Source organism: uncultured Campylobacter sp., assembly GCF_938002845.1.
In the GTDB taxonomy this organism is placed as follows: Bacteria; Campylobacterota; Campylobacteria; order Campylobacterales; family Campylobacteraceae; genus Campylobacter_B.
The window spans coordinates 18,294-36,862 of sequence record NZ_CALKZP010000058.1 but is presented as its reverse complement, the minus strand read 5'-3'; the positions used below and the strand labels follow the sequence as shown (position 1 = coordinate 36,862).

Annotated in this window: 16 protein-coding genes, 1 tRNA gene and 1 pseudogene; 13 read left to right on the top strand and 5 right to left on the bottom strand. The window is 48.2% G+C overall.

Features of this window, described 5'->3' with window-relative positions; all coding sequences use genetic code 11:
* Nucleotides 1-709: 709 nt before the first annotated feature.
* Nucleotides 710-1,528, top strand: coding sequence for an ATP-binding protein (locus tag Q0224_RS10455; RefSeq protein ID WP_297951149.1), 819 nt, complete (start codon nt 710-712; stop codon nt 1,526-1,528).
* 596 nt (nt 1,529-2,124) lie between these two features.
* On the opposite strand, the gene Q0224_RS10450 is transcribed toward Q0224_RS10455, so the two are convergent.
* The 5 genes from Q0224_RS10450 to Q0224_RS10430 form a co-directional block, all read right to left on the bottom strand.
* The gene (locus Q0224_RS10450; protein WP_297951148.1) at nt 2,125-2,850 is read right to left on the bottom strand and encodes an arginyltransferase; all 726 of its coding nucleotides are present in this window, start codon (nt 2,848-2,850) and stop codon (nt 2,125-2,127) included.
* The gene (locus Q0224_RS10445) at nt 2,843-3,124 is read right to left on the bottom strand and encodes a hypothetical protein (protein WP_297951147.1); all 282 of its coding nucleotides are present in this window, start codon (nt 3,122-3,124) and stop codon (nt 2,843-2,845) included. Before Q0224_RS10445 ends, Q0224_RS10450 begins: the two co-directional genes overlap by 8 nt.
* A 9-nt stretch (nt 3,125-3,133) precedes the next feature.
* Complete coding sequence (locus Q0224_RS10440) at nt 3,134-4,567, bottom strand: acetyl-CoA carboxylase subunit A (protein WP_297951145.1); 1,434 nt, start codon at nt 4,565-4,567, stop codon at nt 3,134-3,136.
* A 115-nt stretch (nt 4,568-4,682) separates the two neighbouring features.
* A tRNA-Leu gene (locus Q0224_RS10435) sits at nt 4,683-4,769 on the bottom strand.
* A gap of 69 nt (nt 4,770-4,838) precedes the next feature.
* Complete coding sequence (locus tag Q0224_RS10430) at nt 4,839-5,135, bottom strand: HU family DNA-binding protein (protein ID WP_177389243.1); 297 nt, start codon at nt 5,133-5,135, stop codon at nt 4,839-4,841.
* Between the two features lie 326 nt (nt 5,136-5,461).
* Here Q0224_RS10430 and Q0224_RS10425 point away from each other — a divergent pair, with 326 nt between their 5' ends.
* The 12 genes and pseudogenes from Q0224_RS10425 to Q0224_RS10370 all read left to right on the top strand — a co-directional run bounded on the left by Q0224_RS10425 (nt 5,462) and on the right by Q0224_RS10370 (nt 18,052).
* The gene (locus tag Q0224_RS10425; RefSeq protein WP_297882598.1) at nt 5,462-6,139 is read left to right on the top strand and encodes a response regulator transcription factor; all 678 of its coding nucleotides are present in this window, start codon (nt 5,462-5,464) and stop codon (nt 6,137-6,139) included.
* 504 nt (nt 6,140-6,643) lie between these two features.
* Nucleotides 6,644-7,885, top strand: coding sequence for an ArsS family sensor histidine kinase (locus Q0224_RS10420; RefSeq protein ID WP_297951144.1), 1,242 nt, complete (start codon nt 6,644-6,646; stop codon nt 7,883-7,885).
* Entirely contained in the window at nt 7,882-8,328 is a 447-nt protein-coding gene (locus Q0224_RS10415) for a cytochrome C oxidase subunit III (RefSeq protein ID WP_297951143.1), read from the top strand. The genes Q0224_RS10420 and Q0224_RS10415 overlap by 4 nt, the downstream gene beginning before the upstream one ends.
* Nucleotides 8,325-9,596, top strand: a complete 1,272-nt coding sequence (gene hemL, locus Q0224_RS10410; RefSeq protein ID WP_297951142.1) for a glutamate-1-semialdehyde 2,1-aminomutase — start codon at nt 8,325-8,327, stop codon at nt 9,594-9,596. Before Q0224_RS10415 ends, hemL begins: the two co-directional genes overlap by 4 nt.
* A 31-nt stretch (nt 9,597-9,627) precedes the next feature.
* Nucleotides 9,628-9,927 (top strand): AtpZ/AtpI family protein, encoded by a 300-nt coding sequence (locus Q0224_RS10405; RefSeq protein WP_297901176.1) that lies wholly within the window; start codon nt 9,628-9,630, stop codon nt 9,925-9,927.
* A gap of 11 nt (nt 9,928-9,938) precedes the next feature.
* Nucleotides 9,939-11,135 carry a hypothetical protein gene (locus tag Q0224_RS10400; RefSeq protein WP_297951141.1) on the top strand — a complete coding sequence of 399 codons (1,197 nt, stop codon included), beginning with the start codon at nt 9,939-9,941 and terminating at the stop codon, nt 11,133-11,135.
* A gap of 354 nt (nt 11,136-11,489) precedes the next feature.
* A pseudogene (locus tag Q0224_RS10395) lies at nt 11,490-12,542 on the top strand (quinone-dependent dihydroorotate dehydrogenase); the annotation flags it as partial.
* A gap of 1,007 nt (nt 12,543-13,549) precedes the next feature.
* Nucleotides 13,550-14,803, top strand: a complete 1,254-nt coding sequence (locus Q0224_RS10390) for a pitrilysin family protein (protein ID WP_297951140.1) — start codon at nt 13,550-13,552, stop codon at nt 14,801-14,803.
* Nucleotides 14,796-15,692 carry a 4-hydroxy-tetrahydrodipicolinate synthase gene (gene dapA, locus Q0224_RS10385; protein ID WP_297951138.1) on the top strand — a complete coding sequence of 299 codons (897 nt, stop codon included), beginning with the start codon at nt 14,796-14,798 and terminating at the stop codon, nt 15,690-15,692. The genes Q0224_RS10390 and dapA overlap by 8 nt, the downstream gene beginning before the upstream one ends.
* Nucleotides 15,693-16,472, top strand: a complete 780-nt coding sequence (locus Q0224_RS10380; RefSeq protein WP_297951136.1) for an enoyl-ACP reductase — start codon at nt 15,693-15,695, stop codon at nt 16,470-16,472.
* Complete coding sequence (pgsA, locus tag Q0224_RS10375) at nt 16,469-17,026, top strand: CDP-diacylglycerol--glycerol-3-phosphate 3-phosphatidyltransferase (RefSeq protein ID WP_297951227.1); 558 nt, start codon at nt 16,469-16,471, stop codon at nt 17,024-17,026. Before Q0224_RS10380 ends, pgsA begins: the two co-directional genes overlap by 4 nt.
* 21 nt (nt 17,027-17,047) lie before the next feature.
* On the top strand, nt 17,048-18,052 hold the full coding sequence (locus tag Q0224_RS10370) for a hypothetical protein (protein ID WP_297951134.1): 1,005 nt from the start codon (nt 17,048-17,050) through the stop codon (nt 18,050-18,052).
* Nucleotides 18,053-18,569: the final 517 nt, after the last annotated feature.

Sequence of the window (18,569 nt, the reverse complement as noted above, 5' to 3'; positions counted from 1 at the left end):
TTAAATTTTTAAAGGCGCAGTAAGGATAGGATGGCGCGTTCTATTCAAAGTTTAAATTTCACGTATTAAATTTTTAAAGAGCATATAGACTCGTTTTAAAATTTTTAAATTTCAAAGGGCGTTTTGTACACTGTAAATTTTAAATAATTTTTTGCAGCAGGTTCTCTTTTCGCGACCGAAATTTTACACCCGCAGCGCATAAAATTTAAATCGCATTTTAATCGCGCTTTGTTTAAATTAAATCAAATTTTAAAGCGGAGGCGTCTTTAAACGTAACGCTTTCATCTGCGCATAAAAATCACGCCCACAGTTTGCAAAAAATATCCACTCGCAGAATTAAATTTCAAAACGAACACAGCCGCAAATGAATTACATATGCAACGGTGCTTGAAATTACGCGCGAGATGCTGTCTAATTTCACGGCGTAATTTCGCGAGCGATGGCGCAAACTAAAGCGCGCACAAAACCCACTCACTTCGGCTTCGACGCATCAAATTAAAAGCGACGCGCGAAGCAAGGCCCTCCAACCCGCTAGAATTTTGCCGATTAAGCCACCTTGTTTAATTAAAATTACACTTTTATTTGCTCTGCGGGTTTAAATTTCGCTCATCTTAAAGCTCGCTGCGAATTTTAAAATTTTAACCCGGCACTCGTCGCTTCCCTTAAAATTTTAAAATTCTTAAAATTTTGGCGAGATCAAGGAGAGATTATGAAAAAAGTTCTACTTTCGTGCGCCTTGGCGGGCGCGCTTTTCGGCTTGGAGCTCGATGGATTCAGTGCGCCCGAGGGTTCGCTAATCACTGAGGACGCTTTTTACATCGCAAATCGCGGCAAAAACGAAGATTCGCTAGGCAGAAGCGGCTTTATAAGCAGGATCGTGAAAAATTCCAACGTCGTTGAGACCAATTTTATAGACGATCTGGTAAATCCTGGCGGAATGGCGCAGATCGGCGACGTGCTCTACGTGTGCGATCTGGATGCGATCAGAGGCTTTAGCAAAGGTCAGGAGGTTTTTAATCTAAAAATCGAGGGAGCGCAGGCCTTAAACGACGTCGTAGCGCTCGGTAGCGAGGTTTTGCTCGCAAGCGATAATGCGCGCAGCGTGATTTACAGCATAAATTTAAACGCAAAAAGCTACGATGAGTTCGCACGCATCGACCCCTCGCTCGGCAATGCGGGCGCGCTTTTGCTCAAGGGCGACAAACTTCTGATCACCACCTTCGATCTTAGCGGAAAGGTCCCGGGGCGCGTACTAAGCATGGATCTGAAATCTCGCGAAATTTCGATCTTTGCCGATATGAAGGGGGTTTTCTACGGCATAGCGCGCGGAAAAAACGGCGAAATTTTAATTAGCGACTGGGGCGAGGACCTTTTAAGCGGTAAAATTTGGCGTATCGATGCAAACGGACAGATACGCAAAATAAACCTCGGCGCGATGCAAAGACCTGCGGATATCTCAAGCGACGGCAAGGTTTTATTGATCCCAAAAACGCTGGAAAACAAGGTGGAGCTGATAAATTTGCCGTAACCGGCCGTCTTATTGCGGCTTCGCAGTTTGCTTAAATTTTACAAAATATATGCTGTATCGTGCTTTATAAGCCATCTTTTTGCGCTTCGCCGCTTACGTAGCGGCGTCGGTTGCGACGCTATAGCCGATCGCGATACCGAAATTAGGTCAATGCCGAAGCCGGTCGCAGCGCCAAGGCTAATTGCGGCAGCGTAAGAGTTATATTACGAAACCGATCGCCCTTTTTCGCGCTCACTCAGGAGCCAAGTACGCTCAAAAGCCGCGTGTGCCATCTTGCGACACGCAAATGCCGAGCCTGCCGTAAAATTTGCAAATCTATCTGCTCTACTTTTAAATTTTATCTCCTTAAATTTCATCACCGCGGATATTTCGCAGGTCGAGCGGAGCTAAATTTCAGCGTAAGATTTGGCGCTTAGGCGCGCTTTTACATACTGCGTCATATCTGCGCGCGACCGAATTCTACGCGGCGGCACGACCTCTACCGCGCGCCGTATTTATAGGCTGCAAGGGCGAGCGGAGCTTATCCTTCTACGCACCGCACAGCGCGTATGTCTGTCTAGGCTGCTTCTGGGCCCCCGCGCGCAGAACCTACCTCTTTACGCGCCTTCCCACACGGCGGGGGCGTCAAGCTCTACGTATGAGTTTAAAATTTCATACGGCTCGTAGCTAAATTTATACGCTAGGCTCGGGCACTGCTTCACCGCGTAGCCCAGATAGATCCATCGTAGCCCCAGCTCTTGGGCGAACTCGATCTGTTTTAAAAGCGAAAATTTGCCGAGACTTAGATGCGGCAGATACGGATCGTAGTAGCAATACACTGAGCTGATGCCATCATCCACGATATCGATGAGATCGACGCAGATAAGCCGCCCGTCCTCGCCGTAGTAAGAAATTTCTTTGCCGAAGTCGCCGTGGCCTTGGACGTAAATTTCGTCATATCGCTCAAAATCGATCTCTTGCACAGGCCAGCCCTTTTTTAGATGCATGTAGTCGTGATAGAGCGCGAAAAGCTCCAAACGCGCATCGTTTAAAAGCGGATGAGATTGCCATACATAGGCAGTCGTGCGATTATTTTTATAGACGCGACGGTGCGATCTGCTAAATTTAAAATTTGCGGCATCGATGCGTAGGCTTTTGCACTCTGCACAGGCCGCGCAAATGGGCTTTTGAAAATACCTGCCGAAGCGACGGTAGCCGTGCTGCACTAAGCTTGAATTATATTCAAAGTCGCAGTCTTTTATGTAGAGATACTCGCTGCGCGCTGCTCTGCCATCCAGATAGGGGCAGGCAAAATCCAGCGTGCAAAATGGAATTTCAGTCATTCAGCTTTTTGATATTTGCCGCGTCCACGTATTTTAAAAACTCGTCTTTGAGGCGCTTTTCGCGTGCGACGATGCTCTCTTTGGCTGCGTCGAATTCCTCCGCGTCGCCGTCTAGGACGCCCCCGCTTTGCAAGCTCAAATCGTCATCTTTAAAAATATCTTTAAACTCGTCGCGATTTGGATTCGGCTTTTTAGGCTTTTTGGGCGCTGAGTTTGCCGCCTTGTCCTTAAGCATGTCCTTTTTTATATCTTTTAGGCTATCTAAAAAATCCATAACTCTTTCCTAAATCCGCGCCGATTTGCGCATCGCAGCGATGATGGCGGCGATCGCTTCGTTTTTATTCGGCTGCATATCGTCGATGGTGTTTTCTAAAATTTTGTCTAAATTTTTCTCTACGTAGCTCGTGTCGAAAAAGCCGAGTCGGAATTCGCGAGACTTGCTTATGCTAAGCAAAAACGGAATAATCGTGCGCACTCCCTCGATACGAAACTCCTTTAGCGCACGCTCTAGTTTATTGACAGCCAGGTCGTAGTCGGTGGTTTTGATGATTAGCTTGGCTAGAAGCGAGTCGTAAAACGGCGGAATTTTATAGCCCTTATAGATGTGGCTATCGACGCGCACGGAAGGGCCTAGTGCAGGATAATAATCGCTAACGGTGCCGGGAACCGGGGTGAAATTTTTCCAGACGTTTTCGGAGGTGATACGCGCCTCGATCGCGTAGCCGTGCGGCTTAATGTCGCTTTGCTCAAGCTCTAAAATTTCGCCGTTTGCGATGCGGATCTGGCGCACGACGAGATCGACGCCCGTGACCTCCTCGGTGATGCCGTGCTCGACCTGAATACGGGTATTCATCTCCATAAAGTAAAAGTTGTTGTAATCATCAAGCAAAAATTCCACTGTACCGACATTGGTGTAATTCACCGCCTTCGCCGCAGCGACTGCGGTCGTACCCATCGTCTTACGTAGATGCTCGCTTATCGAGGGGCACGGCGCGATCTCGATGATCTTTTGGTGACGGCGCTGGATCGAGCAATCGCGCTCGCAAAGGTGAATGATGTTACCGTAATTGTCGCCGATGATCTGAAACTCGATGTGGCGCGGCTTGACGACGAGTTTTTCCATAAAAATTTCATCGTTGTTAAAAAAGGTTTTCGCCTCTCTCGTGCACGAATCGTAGGCGCTCTCCATATCCTTCTCCTCCCATACCTCGCGGATACCGCGTCCGCCGCCGCCGCCGCTAGCCTTTAAGATCACGGGATAGCCGATCTCGCGCGCATATTTTTTGATCGTATCCATGCTCTCGTGATTTAGCTTTTCGGTACCCGGCACGATCGGAATGCCGTTTTTGCGCATCAAATAGCGAGCAATGTTTTTGTTGCCCATTTTTCGGATAACGTCGGGCTTTGGACCGATGAAGATGATCCCCGCGTCCTCGACCTCTCTTGCAAAGTCAAAATTCTCGCTCAAAAAGCCGTATCCAGGATGTATCGCATCAGCGCCACACTCTTTGGCGACTTCGACGATCTTTTTGGCATCCAGATAGCCTTTTAGCGCGTCCGCGCTTACTTCGTAGGCCTCATCGGCGATTTTTACGTGTAAGCAATCGACGTCGGGTTTGGTATAGATCGCGACGCTTTTAATATGCAGATCTCTGCAGGCCCTAATGATGCGAACCGCGATCTCGCCGCGATTAGCGATAAGAATTTTACGTATCATAAATAATTGCCTCTTTTAAAGAAATACCGCGGTAATAATAGTATAAAAAATTTTATAGCAAGTTGAAATTTGCAAAAGGCGGTTGAAATTACGGATAAAATTTAAAGAAGTTTTATGGTGCCCGAGGTCGGAATCGAACCGACACGAGGTCGCCCTCGCCAGATTTTGAGTCTGGTGCGTCTACCAATTTCACCACTCGGGCATTTAAAAAGTTATGATTGTATAAATTTAAAAGAGAAAAGCCCCGAAGACGGGGCTTGGAGCAAGAAAATTATTTTTTCTTCTTGCCTTTTGCAGCTGCAACAGCCTCTTTTAGCTGTTTGCCAACTTTAAATTTTACTACTTTAGTAGCAGGAGATTTGTAAGTTCTGTTTGTGCCAGGAACTTTACCCTCGCGAGCCGCACGCTCTGCGATGCCGAAAGATCCGAAGCCGATGAAGCTTATGTCATCACCTTTTACCAAAAGCTCTTTGATAGCCTCAAGTGCAGAATCTACTACCTTAACGGTATCTTTTTTAGAAAGACCTGCCTTCTCGGCAACTACTTGGATAAAATCAGCTTTTTTCATGCTAATCCTTTAAAATAAAGTGGTTTCGGCGGTATTCTACAATAGTTTCGCAAAAAATACAATAGTTTTTTAAGAAAAAAACGCAAAAATCGGCAAAATTTAGCCGAATTTAGCCCAAATTCGTCAATTTTTCAGATTTCGCTTCTTTAAATTTCAAAATTCCGCCATATTTTTGGGGCTGATTTTTGAAATTTCGCCCGGTTTCAAAAAATTTCAAAATTTCACCCCGCCGCACCTCATTTTTATAAAATTTCGCCCAAATTTGCCGCTTTAAAATATATAAACTATATTTTGTTATAATCCGCGCAAAATTTCAAAGGTTTTTTATGACTAAAATTTTAATGATAGAGGATGATTTAGAGCTCGCCGAAATTTTAAGCGAATATCTGCAACAATACGATATTGATATCACCGTCGCGGACGATCCGTTTTTGGGGCTTTCCAAGCTAAATTTAGAAAATTTCAACCTCGTGATTTTAGACCTCACGCTTCCTGGAATGGACGGGCTTGAGGTCTGCAAAGAGATCCGCAAAAACACCGATATACCAATCATAATATCAAGCGCCCGCCACGATCTGACCGATAAGATCAACGCTTTTGATTTCGGCGCGGACGATTATCTGCCAAAGCCTTATAATCCGCAAGAGCTTTTGGCGCGCATCAAACGTCACATCGAGCGCTACGACATAAACTCGCTTCAGCGCGCCGCAAAGCCAAAAAAAGATCTCGAAGTGGATGATTTCCGCCACGTCATCAGCTTCAAAGGACAGCCCCTATCGCTCACCATCGCCGAATACGACGTGCTTTCGTATCTCATCAAAAAGGAAGGCGGCGCGATCACCCGCGAGGAGCTCATCTACAACTGCAGCTCCATAAGCGAGGAATCCTCGAGCAAAAGCATCGACGTCATCATCGGCCGCATCCGTTTGAAGCTTGGCGAAACGTCCAAGGCGCCAAGCTACATCCACGCTATCCGCGGCGTAGGTTATAAACTAATACAATGAGCGGACTTGCACTATAGACGAGCTTGCGCGATGAAATTTAAATGCTCGCGGCTCTAAATTTAATAGGCGCTCGTGCGGCGAAACTGAAATCGCAAGTCGGTCCGCGCGATTTTACTATTAAAATTTAAGGCGCCGCAACTGAAGCGTTAAAATTTTACGATAAAATTTTATAGTTATAAATTTGGCGTGCGATTTTAAATGGGCGTGGAATTTTATCATTGTAAATTTCGGCGAAATTCGGCGCTGCGGGCAAAAACGAGCTGTAAAAAGCAGAGCCGAGAGCGGCGAAAAGGCAAAATTTTAAAATTTAAAGAAGCGTGGATGTTAAATTTAAAAGCGCCCCGCTTTGCGATGAAATTTTAAAATTTACGCGCCGCGCCTTTAAGACGCGCTGCAAATTTAAAGCCGAATGAGCGTAAGCCGCTGGCTCGCGTGTCAAAGCCAAAGCAAGCCCGCGGCTTCAAAGCTTTGAAATTTTAAAAATTTAAGGATCATATAAATTTAATGAAAGTAAGATCGTCGATTTTTTATACCATCACGTTCATCTTTGCGCTCGCTGCCGTGGGCGTTTCGCTCGCCCTACTCTGGCTCATCGGTTACGATCAGCAAAACTACACCCGCGAGCTAAACTCCAAGTACTCCATCGTCGCGCGCGCGAACCTATATCAGATGAGCAAGCTCATCAGCGATGTCGAATACGAACGGCAGGTCGCGAATTTCGAGTTTTCGACCATCCGCGATGAAGCCAAGCGCGATGAGATCATCAAAGGCGCTGAAATTCTAGATAGCATCTCCGCAGACATCGGCTCTGCTGATATCCTGCTTTTTAAACGTAAGCACTACCTAAAGATTACTCACGCTGGCGAGACGCGGCTTTTAAACGACAAGGATTATCAGCCTTACCGCTACGATATTTTCAAAGCGATCTACGGCGTCATTTTGGCGATCATCCTGCTTGCGTATATATTTATCATCCGCAAAATTCGCCCTCTTCGCAAGCTTAAGCGCCAGATCGATAAATTTGCTAAAGGCGATCTTCAGATCAAGGACGTAAGCGTAGGAAACGACGAAATTTCCGAGGTTTCGCACGCATTTTATGAGGCGGTCACGCAGATAAATAAGCTTAACGAATCGCGCCATCTGTTTTTGCGAAACATAATGCACGAGCTCAAAACCCCCATCACAAAGGGTCGCATCGCCGTTGAGATGATCGAGCACGGCAAAAATCAAGAGCGCCTCATCTCGGTCTTTGAGCGGCTAGAGAGCCTAATCAACGAATTTGCGGCGGTCGAGCGCGCGACTGCGGGCACGGCGCTAATCGAACGCGGAATTTTTTCAATGGATGAAATTTTAAAAGAAGCGCTCGGCATCGCGATGATCGAGCCCGGCTACGTCACGCTGCAAAATCCGCTAGGCCTGAGCTTAAACGTCGATCTGAAGCTATTTTGCGTCGCAGTGAAAAATTTAATCGACAACGCCGTAAAATACGCCTCAGACGGTAAAATTTTAATCCGCCTAAATGCCGAGACGATGGACTTCATAACGCTCGGCGAGCCGCTGCAGAAGGACTTTAGCTACTACAAAGAGGCCTTCGTCAAGGGCACGAACGCCAAGCAAAGCTTCGGCCTGGGGCTCTACATCGTCGATAACATCGCCAAGGCGCACGGACTAAAATTCCTCTACCGCAGAGAGGATGAGTTAAACGTATTTTATTTTGAGGGGATCGAAAATATAGCGACGTTATGAAATTTAAGCACATTTTTTATATTATTGCGCCAAAAATTCGAAACGAGAAGATGCGAAATTTCATATTTTTAGCGCTATTTTTAACCGCGACCATATTTTTTCTACCTCGCGGCGCACAAGCCGAGAGCTTCATCACCGACGAGGAGTACGGCGCGATGCTGTATAAAAACCCCCGCGGCATCGGCTGCGACAAGTGCCACGGCGAAAAGGGAGAGGGCTCGCTGATCGTAAAGTATAAAGAATTTAACCGCACCTCGGGCGCCTACTACGAGCGCGCCCTAAACGCGCCGCCGATCAATAATCTATCGCTTCAGGAGCTCGCCGACGGCGTCAGCAGCTCGCGCGACGTGATGCCAAGCTACTTCCTGACGCAAAACGAGATCATCATCATCTACAAATATATAAAATCGATAAATCAGCCCAAAAAGAAGGAGAAAAAATGAATAATCACGACGAATTTTTAGCAGCACAAAAACTTATCCCAGGCGGCGTAGATTCGCCTGTGCGAGCATTCGGCAACGTAGGTGGCGAGCCTTTTATGGTGGATCGCGGCGAGGGCTCGTACATCTACGACGTCGAGGGCAAAAAATATCTCGACTTCGTGCAGAGCTGGGGTCCGCTCATCTTCGGTCATGCCGATGCCGACATTGAGCGCGCCGTCGTGCAAACCGCCAAAAAGGGACTAAGCTTCGGCGCATCCAGTCCGCTTGAGACGCAGCTTGCCTCGCTGGTGCTAAAAAATTTTGATTTCCTAGATAAGATCCGCTTTACCAGCAGCGGCACGGAGGCCACGATGAGCGCGATCCGTCTTGCGCGCGCCTTTAGCGGACGGGATAAAATTTTAAAATTTGAGGGTTGCTACCACGGCCACAGCGACAGCCTGCTCGTCAAAGCGGGCAGCGGCGCAAGCACCTTCGGTAACGCAAGCAGCGCGGGCGTGCCGCAGGATGTCGCGAAAAACACCTACCTAGCCAGATACAACGACATACAAAGCGTAAAGGACGTCCTAGCACAAAACGACATCGGCACGATTATCATCGAGCCTATCGCGGGGAATATGGGCCTAGTACCGGCGGATCCCAAATTTTTAACCGAGCTTCGCGCGCTGTGCGATGAGAAAAAGATCGTGCTGATAATCGACGAGGTAATGAGCGGCTTTCGCGCGAGCGAGCTAGGCAGCTACGGCATCTACGGCGTCCGCGGCGATCTGGTAACATTCGGCAAGGTCATCGGCGGCGGCATGAGCGTGGCGGCGTTTGCGGGCAAGCGCGAAATCATGGATATGATAAGCCCGCTAGGAGCGGTATATCAAGCAGGCACGCTAAGCGGAAACCCCGTCGCAATGGCTGCAGGCATCGCTAGCCTAAGTAAAATTTACGCTAGCAGCGGCCTTTACGAAAGGCTCGGCGAGCTTGCCCGCAGACTTACGGACGGGCTTTGCGCCATAGCGCAGCACCGCGGCATCGCGCTGCAAACCGCCTGCGTAGGCTCGATGTTCGGCTACTTTTTTGCAGACGAAGAGGTGCGCGACTATGACGGCGCCCTGCGAGCATACACCGCGCGCTTTGCGAAATTTCACGGCGAGATGATTAAGCGCGGCGTATTTTTGGCGCCTAGTCAGTTTGAGACGGGCTTTATCTGCTCTACGATGAACGAAGCGCAGATCGACTTTGCGCTAAACGCCGCGGACGAAGCGATGGCGGCGCTTTAAGGGCTGCGTTTTAAAATTTTACGGATTTTAGATGAGAGTAACGAAAAATTTAAACAAAATCGTAAAGGGCGCCTGCGACATCAGCCTGGGCATCTCCATCGTCGTAGCGATCGGCATCGGCGTAGCGATCGGGCTTGGACTGCGGCACCTCACGGGCTCGCTCCTTTTGCTCTGGCTTGGCATCGCTATCGGCATCGCGGCGGCGTTTTTGAACGTTTACCGCGCCTGCAAGGCGCTAAATTCGAGTCTAAAAGAGCTTGAAAACGATCCGAAATACAAGGCGGATCCGAAAAATTTCGACGACGACGATGAATGGGATGAGCGGGATTGAATAGGCGATTTTTGCTCATATATTGCGCGCTAAACGCGGCGTTTGTCCTGCTTGGGCTAGCGCTTTGCGGCGGCGGATTTTTCGGCACGGGCTCTTTCGGCGTGCGGGCGCTAGCGTGGCTTCTCAGCTTGGAGGCCGGATTTTTGGGCGCATTCGGCGCGGTATATTTTTCGTTTCGCGCTTACCGCAACAAGATAGAAGATGAGCTAAGAGCCGGCAAATACGATGAAATTTTGCAGCAAAGCTCTAAAAATTCCGCAGGTTTCATAAGCGGCGAAACTTCCGCAAACGATACGAATTCCGCAAGCTTTGGCGGCGAAAACCAAGGCGGTGCGAGCGGCGACGATAAAATTTCATACGGCAAAACTTGCGGCGGCGAAATTTTAAAGAGCGAGAATTTTAGCGGCGCAAATTCAGGCGCCGAAATTTTAAACACTCAAAATTCCGAAAGCGCCGTAAATTTCACGAGCGGCGATAGCTGCGTCGAAAACGATGACAACTACGCCCTGCACGACGAAACCGCCGCTGAGTGTGCCGCAAACTCTGCCGCTGATATAAATTTTACTCGCAGCTCAAATTTAGACGCCGAGTACGGCAGAGCTTCCGCTGGCGAGTGCAACGTAAATTCTACGAAGAGCGACGACAAAACCTCCGCTTGCGACGCGACCGCTTTAGGGCACGCCGCCGATAAATTTAATATGAATGGCAGCGTGACTTGCGGCAACTCACACGGCGGCATAAACGACGAAGCTAGCGATAGTTCGCAAGGCGACATAGGCGAGCATTACGACGACTTGAAAAGCGGAGCTAGCGGCGACCAGGACGACGGCGCAGATCGCGGCGACCCGGGCGACGGCACAGATAGCGGTAATCGTGGCGGCGATGTAGATAGCAGCGAGCCGAGCGACGGTACGAGCGATTTTGGGGGCAGGATTGGCACCGCGCGCGATGGATCAAAGGATGACTTCGAAGGCGCGGACGGTAGCGTCAATGATTGGGATGATGAGTGCGAGCGGAGCGAGGTTCAGAGTAATTTTGCGGGGGCGTTTTTCTCTCCGTTTAAAATTCTCTCCTACGCGGCGCTCGTGGCGGCGATCTACCTGCTTGCCAAGCTGTCCTTGCTAAACCCGCTAGCGATTATTTTGGGCGTTACGATCATTCCTCTAGGTACGATGATTGCTGCTTTCGGCGGCAAAGACGCGCGCTAAAAGCTCAAGCGGCACGCTCAAAACGCTTTAAATTTTAAAATTTAGCTTCAGCGGGATTGAGCGCAGATCGGCGCAGGATAAAATCGCGTACGACCCCTGCACCGCGAGCTGCATTGCAGACACTGCGCATTTTGATATGTATCGCCGCTCGCTAAATTTATAAAATTTACACCGCACATCTTTGAACTTCTGCGTAAATTTAAACCGCTCATTGCAAGCCGTAGAAATTTTACCGGCATTTCTCGCGTAATTCTAAAACTAAATTTAACCGCCGCAAATTGCAATTCAGCGCGAAATCCTTATCTATATTTAATTAAATTTTAGCTACCATTACGCAAAATTTGAGGAAAAATTATGAATTATGATACCTTGAAAAAAATCTTTTTTCGATTTGATCCAGAAACCGCTCACAAGATCGCAGAATTCGGACTTCGCGCACTTTATGCGACTCCGGGCGGGCTTGAAGCTTTGGCAAAATTCGGCGTTTATAAAGATGAAATTTTAACTCAAAATATATGGAATCTCAGCTTTGATAACCCCGTAGGTATCGCGGGTGGCTTCGACAAAAATGCCACGATGATCGCGCCGCTGGCTGCTCTTGGCTTCGGACACATCGATTTTGGCACCTTTACGCCGCGTCCTCAAAGTGGCAACGAAAAGCCGCGACTTTTTCGCCTCGTAACGGAGGAAAGTATTCAAAACGCGATGGGCTTTAACAACGAGGGCGCCGATGTTATCGAGCGTCGCGTGCGAAAAATTTATCCTTTTAAAATCCCGATCGCCGCAAATATCGGCAAAAATAAGGCCACTTCGAACGAGGACGCGCTAAGCGATTACGAAGCCTTGGGCCGTAAATTTAACGGGCTGTGCGATTTTTTTATCATCAACGTAAGCTCGCCGAACACCCCGAATCTGCGCGCTTTGCAAGAAAACAGCTTCATAAGCGAGCTGATCGGAGCGATGAAAAAGATCACGAACAGGCCGCTCGTCTTAAAGCTGGCGCCCGATATGAGCGCGGATCAGGCGATCGCGCTGTGCGAGTGCGCGGTGCAAAGCGGCGCAAGCGGCATTATTATAAACAACACGAGCGTCGATTATTCGCTAAGCCCCAACGCTAGGGACTTCGGCGGCCTAAGCGGCAGGCTAATCACCGAAAAATCGCGAAAGCTTTTCGCACAGGTCGCTCGCGAGCTCTTCGGCCGCACGATCCTAATCAGCTGCGGCGGCATAGACAGCGCGCAAGAGGCCTACGAGCGCATCAAATCGGGCGCGAGCCTGGTTCAAATTTTTACCGCCTTTATCTTCAAAGGCCCGTTCGTCGCAAAATCGATCAACGAGGGGCTGGCGAAGCTTTTGCGCGCAGACGGCTTTAATAACGTAAGCGAGGCGGTCGGGGTAAATTTAAAAGATCGCGCGGGCGAAGGATACGGCACCAGAGTCGATCAGACCGAAAATCTCGGCAACGGCGCAGATTTGCGCGCTTGCGAAGACAAAGAGGCGGATGCCAGAACGGATAAAATTTCGAGTGCGAGCAAAGGCGAGGAAACGAGCGAAATTTCAAACGACGGCGAAAGCAAAATTTTAAGCACTCAAATGGGTGAAATTTCCGCCGCTCAAACAGATGAAATTTTGAGCGTTCAAACAAACTCAAGCTCCGAGGCGGATGAAAATTCCGGCACTTCGGCAAATTTAAACGCCTTGGTAAGCGCAGATACCGCGACGGATCAAAGATCAATCGAGCAAAGCGGTGCGGAGAGCGAAAATTCCGAGGTTAAAAATACAAAACGAAACAGCGCAAAGAGCAAGAATTTAGAGACTAAAAGCGCAAAGCAAGGCGGCGCCGATGAGAAGCAGGATAAAATTTCAAAAACTACCTCCAAAAGCGGCGCGAATCAAAAACAAAGTCAAATTTCAAAAAGCGGCGTAACCTCCAAACGCGGTAAAATTTCAAAGGACGCTACGCAAAAAGACGCCACACAAAAAGATACTGCGCAGTATGATGACGCCTCGCGGAAAGACGTCGTGCAGGATAACAACGCCTCGCAGCAAAAGGGCGACGAAGCAAAAAATCTCTCGAAAAGCAATGCAAAGAGCGAGAATTTAGAGGTCAAAAACGCAAAACAAAGCGGCACGACGAGCAAAACCGCAAAAACAAAAACCGCGCCGAAAAATAAAACCGCGACCAAAGCCGCGTCAAAAAACGACATAGAAAGCAAAAATTCTAAAACTAAAGCCGCGCCAAAAAGTAGCGCAGAAAGCAAAAGCTTAAAAGCTAAAAACGTAAAACAAAGCAGCGCCAAAACTAAAAATGCCGAGGCTAAAGATACCAAAGAGCTTAAAGAGGCCAAAGAAGCGAGCGGCACCCAAGACGCAGAGCAAAACTCAAGCAAAAAACGAAAGGCGAAAAAAGATTAATGTTTCCGAAATTTAAGAAAATCACGCTGCAAAACGGGCTTCAAATTTATCACATCCCGATGAATAAAGGCAGCGGCGTCATCAGCGTGGACGTGTTTTACAACGTCGGCTCGCGCGACGAGGTGATGGGCAAAAGCGGCATCGCCCACATGCTGGAGCATCTAAATTTTAAATCCACGAAAAATCGCAAGGCGGGCGAGTTCGACGCGATCGTAAAGGGATTTGGCGGCGTGAACAACGCAAGCACGGGCTTTGATTACACGCACTACTTCATCAAGTGCGCGAGCGCAAATTTAGAGGTCTGCTTGGATCTTTACGCCGACATCATGCAAAACTTAAGCCTCAAAGACAAAGAATTTCAGCCCGAGCGCAAGGTCGTGCTCGAGGAGCGGCTGTGGCGCACCGATAACGATCCGTTCGGATACCTATTTTTCAGGCTATACAACGCCGCGTTTTTGTATCATCCATACCACTGGACGCCGATCGGCTTTCGCAAGGACATCGAAAACTGGAGTATCAAAGATATCAAGGAATTTCACGCTAAATTTTATCAGCCGCAAAACGCCGTGCTGCTTATCACCGGCGACATCGGCGAAAAGGCGGCGTTTGATGCGGCAAAAAAATACTTCGCGCCCGTAAAAAACAAAAGCGAAATTCCGCGCCTTCACTGCACCGAGCCAGCGCAGGACGGCGAGAAGCTTAGCATTATTTACAAAAACAGCGAGGCGCAAATCGTTGCAGTCGCTTTTAAAATTCCGCCGTTTAACCATCCTGACGCCGCGGCGATCAAAGCGATGGATATATATCTTAGCGGGGGCAAGAGCTCGCTTTTACAGCGCGTGCTGGTCGATGAGAAAAAGCTCGCCAATCAGATCAATATCTACGATATGAGCGCTAAGGATGAGAATTTATTCATAGTCTTTGCCGTTTGCAACCAAGGCGTAAGCGGCGAGGCGCTGAGAGATGAAATTTTGGCGCTGATCGAAAAAGCCAAAAAAGCTAAAATAAGTGACGACGATATGCTAAAGATCAAAAACACCCTAAGCAGCGATCTGATCTACTCCCTCGACAGCGCTAGTAAGGTAGCGCAGATGTACGGCAGCTACATCGTCCGCGGCGATCTGGACGCGCTATTTAGGCTGGAGCGCGAGATCAAAAGCCTAGATAAAAACGCGGTTAAAAAAGCGATGAAAACCTATCTAAGCCTTAAAAGCTCCACGAGCATTATCTTACGAAAGGAAAACGATGAATAAAAATATCATAATCGGCTCTATGACGGCGCTGATCACGCCTTTTAAAGAGGGCAAACTGGACGAGCAGACCTACTCCAAGCTCATCAAAAGACAGATCGCAAACGGCATAAGCGCGGTCGTGCCCGTCGGTACCACGGGCGAGAGCGCGACGCTGACGCACGACGAGCACCGCGTCTGTATCGAGATCGCCGTAGATGCGTGCAAGGGCACGGACGTCAAGGTGCTAGCGGGCGCGGGCAGCAACGCAACTCACGAAGCGATCGGGCTCGCGCAGTTTGCGCAGGCTCACGGCGCGGACGGAATTTTATCCGTAGCGCCCTACTACAACAAACCCACCCAAAAGGGGCTGTATCTGCACTATAAGGCGATCGCGAGCTCGGTAGATCTACCCGTGCTGCTCTACAATGTCCCCGGTCGCACCGGCTGCGACATAGCCGCAGATACGATCATCAAGCTTTTTAACGACTGCGAGAACATCTACGGCGTCAAAGAAGCCAGCGGCAGCATCGATAAATGCGTCGATCTGCTCGCGCACGAGCCGCGCCTTAGCGTGCTTAGCGGTGAGGATGCGATCAACTATCCGATCCTAAGTAACGGCGGCAAGGGCGTGATCTCCGTTACGGCAAATTTACTTCCCGATTACACGGCGAGACTAACGAAATTTGCGCTGCAAAATGAGTTTTTAAAGGCCAAGCAGATCAACGACGATCTCTACGCGATCAATAAAATTTTATTCTGCGAGAGCAATCCGATCCCGATCAAAGCGGCGATGTATATCGCGGGTCTGACGCCGAGTTTAGAGTACCGCTTGCCGCTTTGCGAGCCGAGCGCGGAAAACCTCAAAAAAATAGAAAATGTAATGAAACAATACACTATCAAAGGATTTTAATTGACGAACGAATTTAAAGGAAAAACGCTAGTTATCAGCGGCGGCACGAGAGGCATAGGCAGGGCGATAGTTTTGGAATTCGCAGCTGCAGGGGCAAATATCGCTTTTACGTATAATTCCAACGAGGAGCTGGCGACTTCGCAAGCAGCCGATCTTGAGAAGACTTACGGCATCAAGGCGCGCGCTTATGCGCTCAATATCTTAGAGCCCGAGACCTACAAGGAGCTCTTTGCCAAGATCGACGAGGATTTTGCGCGAGTGGATTTTTTCATCTCAAACGCCATCATCTCGGGTCGCGCGGTCGCGGGCGGATACACTAAATTTATGAGGCTAAAGCCGCGCGGCATCAATAATATCTTCACCGCGACGGTAAATGCCTTCGTCGTGGGCGCGCAAGAAGCGGCAAAGCGCATGGAGGCGGTAGGCGGCGGCTCGATCATCTCGCTTAGCTCCACGGGAAATTTAGTCTATATCGAAAACTACGCGGGTCACGGCACGGCAAAAGCCGCCGTCGAAGCGATGGCACGCTACGCCGCAACCGAACTCGGCGAGAAAAACATCCGCGTAAACGTAGTAAGCGGCGGACCGATCGAGACGGACGCGCTACGAGCCTTTACGAACTACGAAGAGGTGCGAGATAAAACCGCCGAACTTAGCCCGCTAGGACGCATGGGACAGCCACAGGATCTGGCGGGAGCATGTTTATTTCTATGCTCGAGCAAGGCTAGCTGGGTGACGGGGCACACCTTCATCGTCGACGGCGGAACGACCTTTAAATAATGCTAAATTTACCCAATATTTTAGCGAGCTTTCGCGTTGCGCTGGCGCCGCTGTTTTTCTGGCTGATCCTACTAGCAGGCCATGCGAATGGCGGCATGGTGGGCTCAGTGCATGTAAGCTGGATCGATTATTTTGCCGCACTCGTCTTCGTCATCGCCTCCGTTACGGACTTTTTCGACGGATACATCGCGCGCTCTTGGAACCAAAAAACGAGACTTGGCACCATCATCGATCCACTCGCCGATAAGATGCTAACTCTTGCGGGCTTTTTGGGGCTTATGTTTATCGGGCGCGCCAGTGCTTGGGCGATCTACTTAATCCTAATCCGCGAGTTTTTTATCACGGGCCTTCGCGTGGCGATGGCGGGCGACGGCGTAGAGGTCGCCGCGTCGATGGCGGGCAAGGTAAAGACGGTCTTTCAGATGATTGCTATCGGCTGGCTAACGATGCAATGGCCCTATGCAAACGCCCTACTCTGGATCGCAGTTGTACTGACGCTATATTCGGGCTTTGAATACGTCACGGCGTATGCTAAGGCTACGAAAAAGAGTTAAATTTTAGAATTTAGACTAGATATGGCTTTCGTAGTTGAAGAAAAAATCGGCGAAGAAAATGCAAGAAAGTATAATCTCCATAAAGTTCAAAAAGATATTAGAAATAAAATTTCTAAAAAACGATTGCCATTCAGATGTTATCCTGAGATTTCTATAGAATTAAGCTGGCGCATAGATAGAGAGCTTGGCGCATGGCTCATAAACTACGGGAGCTTTAGCGGCTTTTGGGATCATTGCAATTTAGATTTTAACGCGTACAGATTGTATTATCAAGGCAAAATGTTTGATACAGTCATTACTTACGGCGCTTGGTTCGGCGATTTTAGGATGATAAATGGACAGAAGCGACGTATCCATAAACTCTATGCGCTAGAACCGAGAAGTAGCGGCAAGCTCAGTCAAGGCGATATTTTTAAAATTTTACAAGACGCCCTTAACGCCGAAAACGAAAATGTTTTGCTAATAGACGCCTTAAACTACAACATTGATTATGTAGGTGGATTTTTGATTGATGGATACCGCTTTGAGGATAACCTGGAGCAAATCATAAATCCATTTAGAAATCAACACGGCCTAGCTAGCTTAAGCCGAGATGAGATAGATCATCTGTGGTGTATCTCAAAGGAGCTAAACGAGATTTTTCTTATAAAAGTGGGCTCGGACGGTAGCAATGATCTTTTTACGCTTACCTGCTACAATCACGGTTATTACGAATACCACGCAAATATAGTACTAAAGCAAATTTCCAACAAAACCGTAGATGGAATAAATGAAATCAGTTATAAGATAAAGAAAATAGAAATTTTAGGCGATCGCAGCGCCGCGCCGACGCAAGGCAAAATAAAACGACTAATACGCAAAATGTTTAGATCCACTTGCGAAAGCGGATTAAAGGGCTTTAGTCCAAATTTAATAGATGAAAAATTTAAACTAAGCTTGATTTTACATTCATTTGAAGAATCAGAATTTTTTATCAAACTAAAACAATGTATTGTGAAGCTACAAAACCTCATCGCAAAGCGTTAGAACCCGCGCTTAGTGGGTTTTAGCGATAGAATTTCGGCATAAAATTCCACTTATAACGACGACACGGAATTTTAAAATTTCACGTTCAAATTTTACCGATAAAATTCTATAGATGCTTGATCTATGCACGCACGGCGGCGTGCTAAGCCTATAAAATTTGAAAGATAAAATCCGCTGCGCAAAATTTCACGGCGTAAAATTTCGTTTAAACCGCCGCGCAAAATTTCAGGGCGGCGCGGCAGTATTTTAAAACACGATGGAATTCCAAAGAGCGACAAAATTTTAGAGCATGACGACTTGTCAAAACATAATGAAATTTCAAAGCATAGCGGCAGTTCAAAACACAAAGCCCCGTGTAGCAAAATTTTATAATACACTCCACAAAATCTCGCGGTAAAATTTCGTTTTTAAATTTTAAATTCCTCACGTCCTCTATCCGCCCGCGCGCCCTTAATTTAGCCAAATTTATAGCCTGAAACGGCGGCGGGCTAAGCTCAAAGCTAACCAAGTTTAAAAA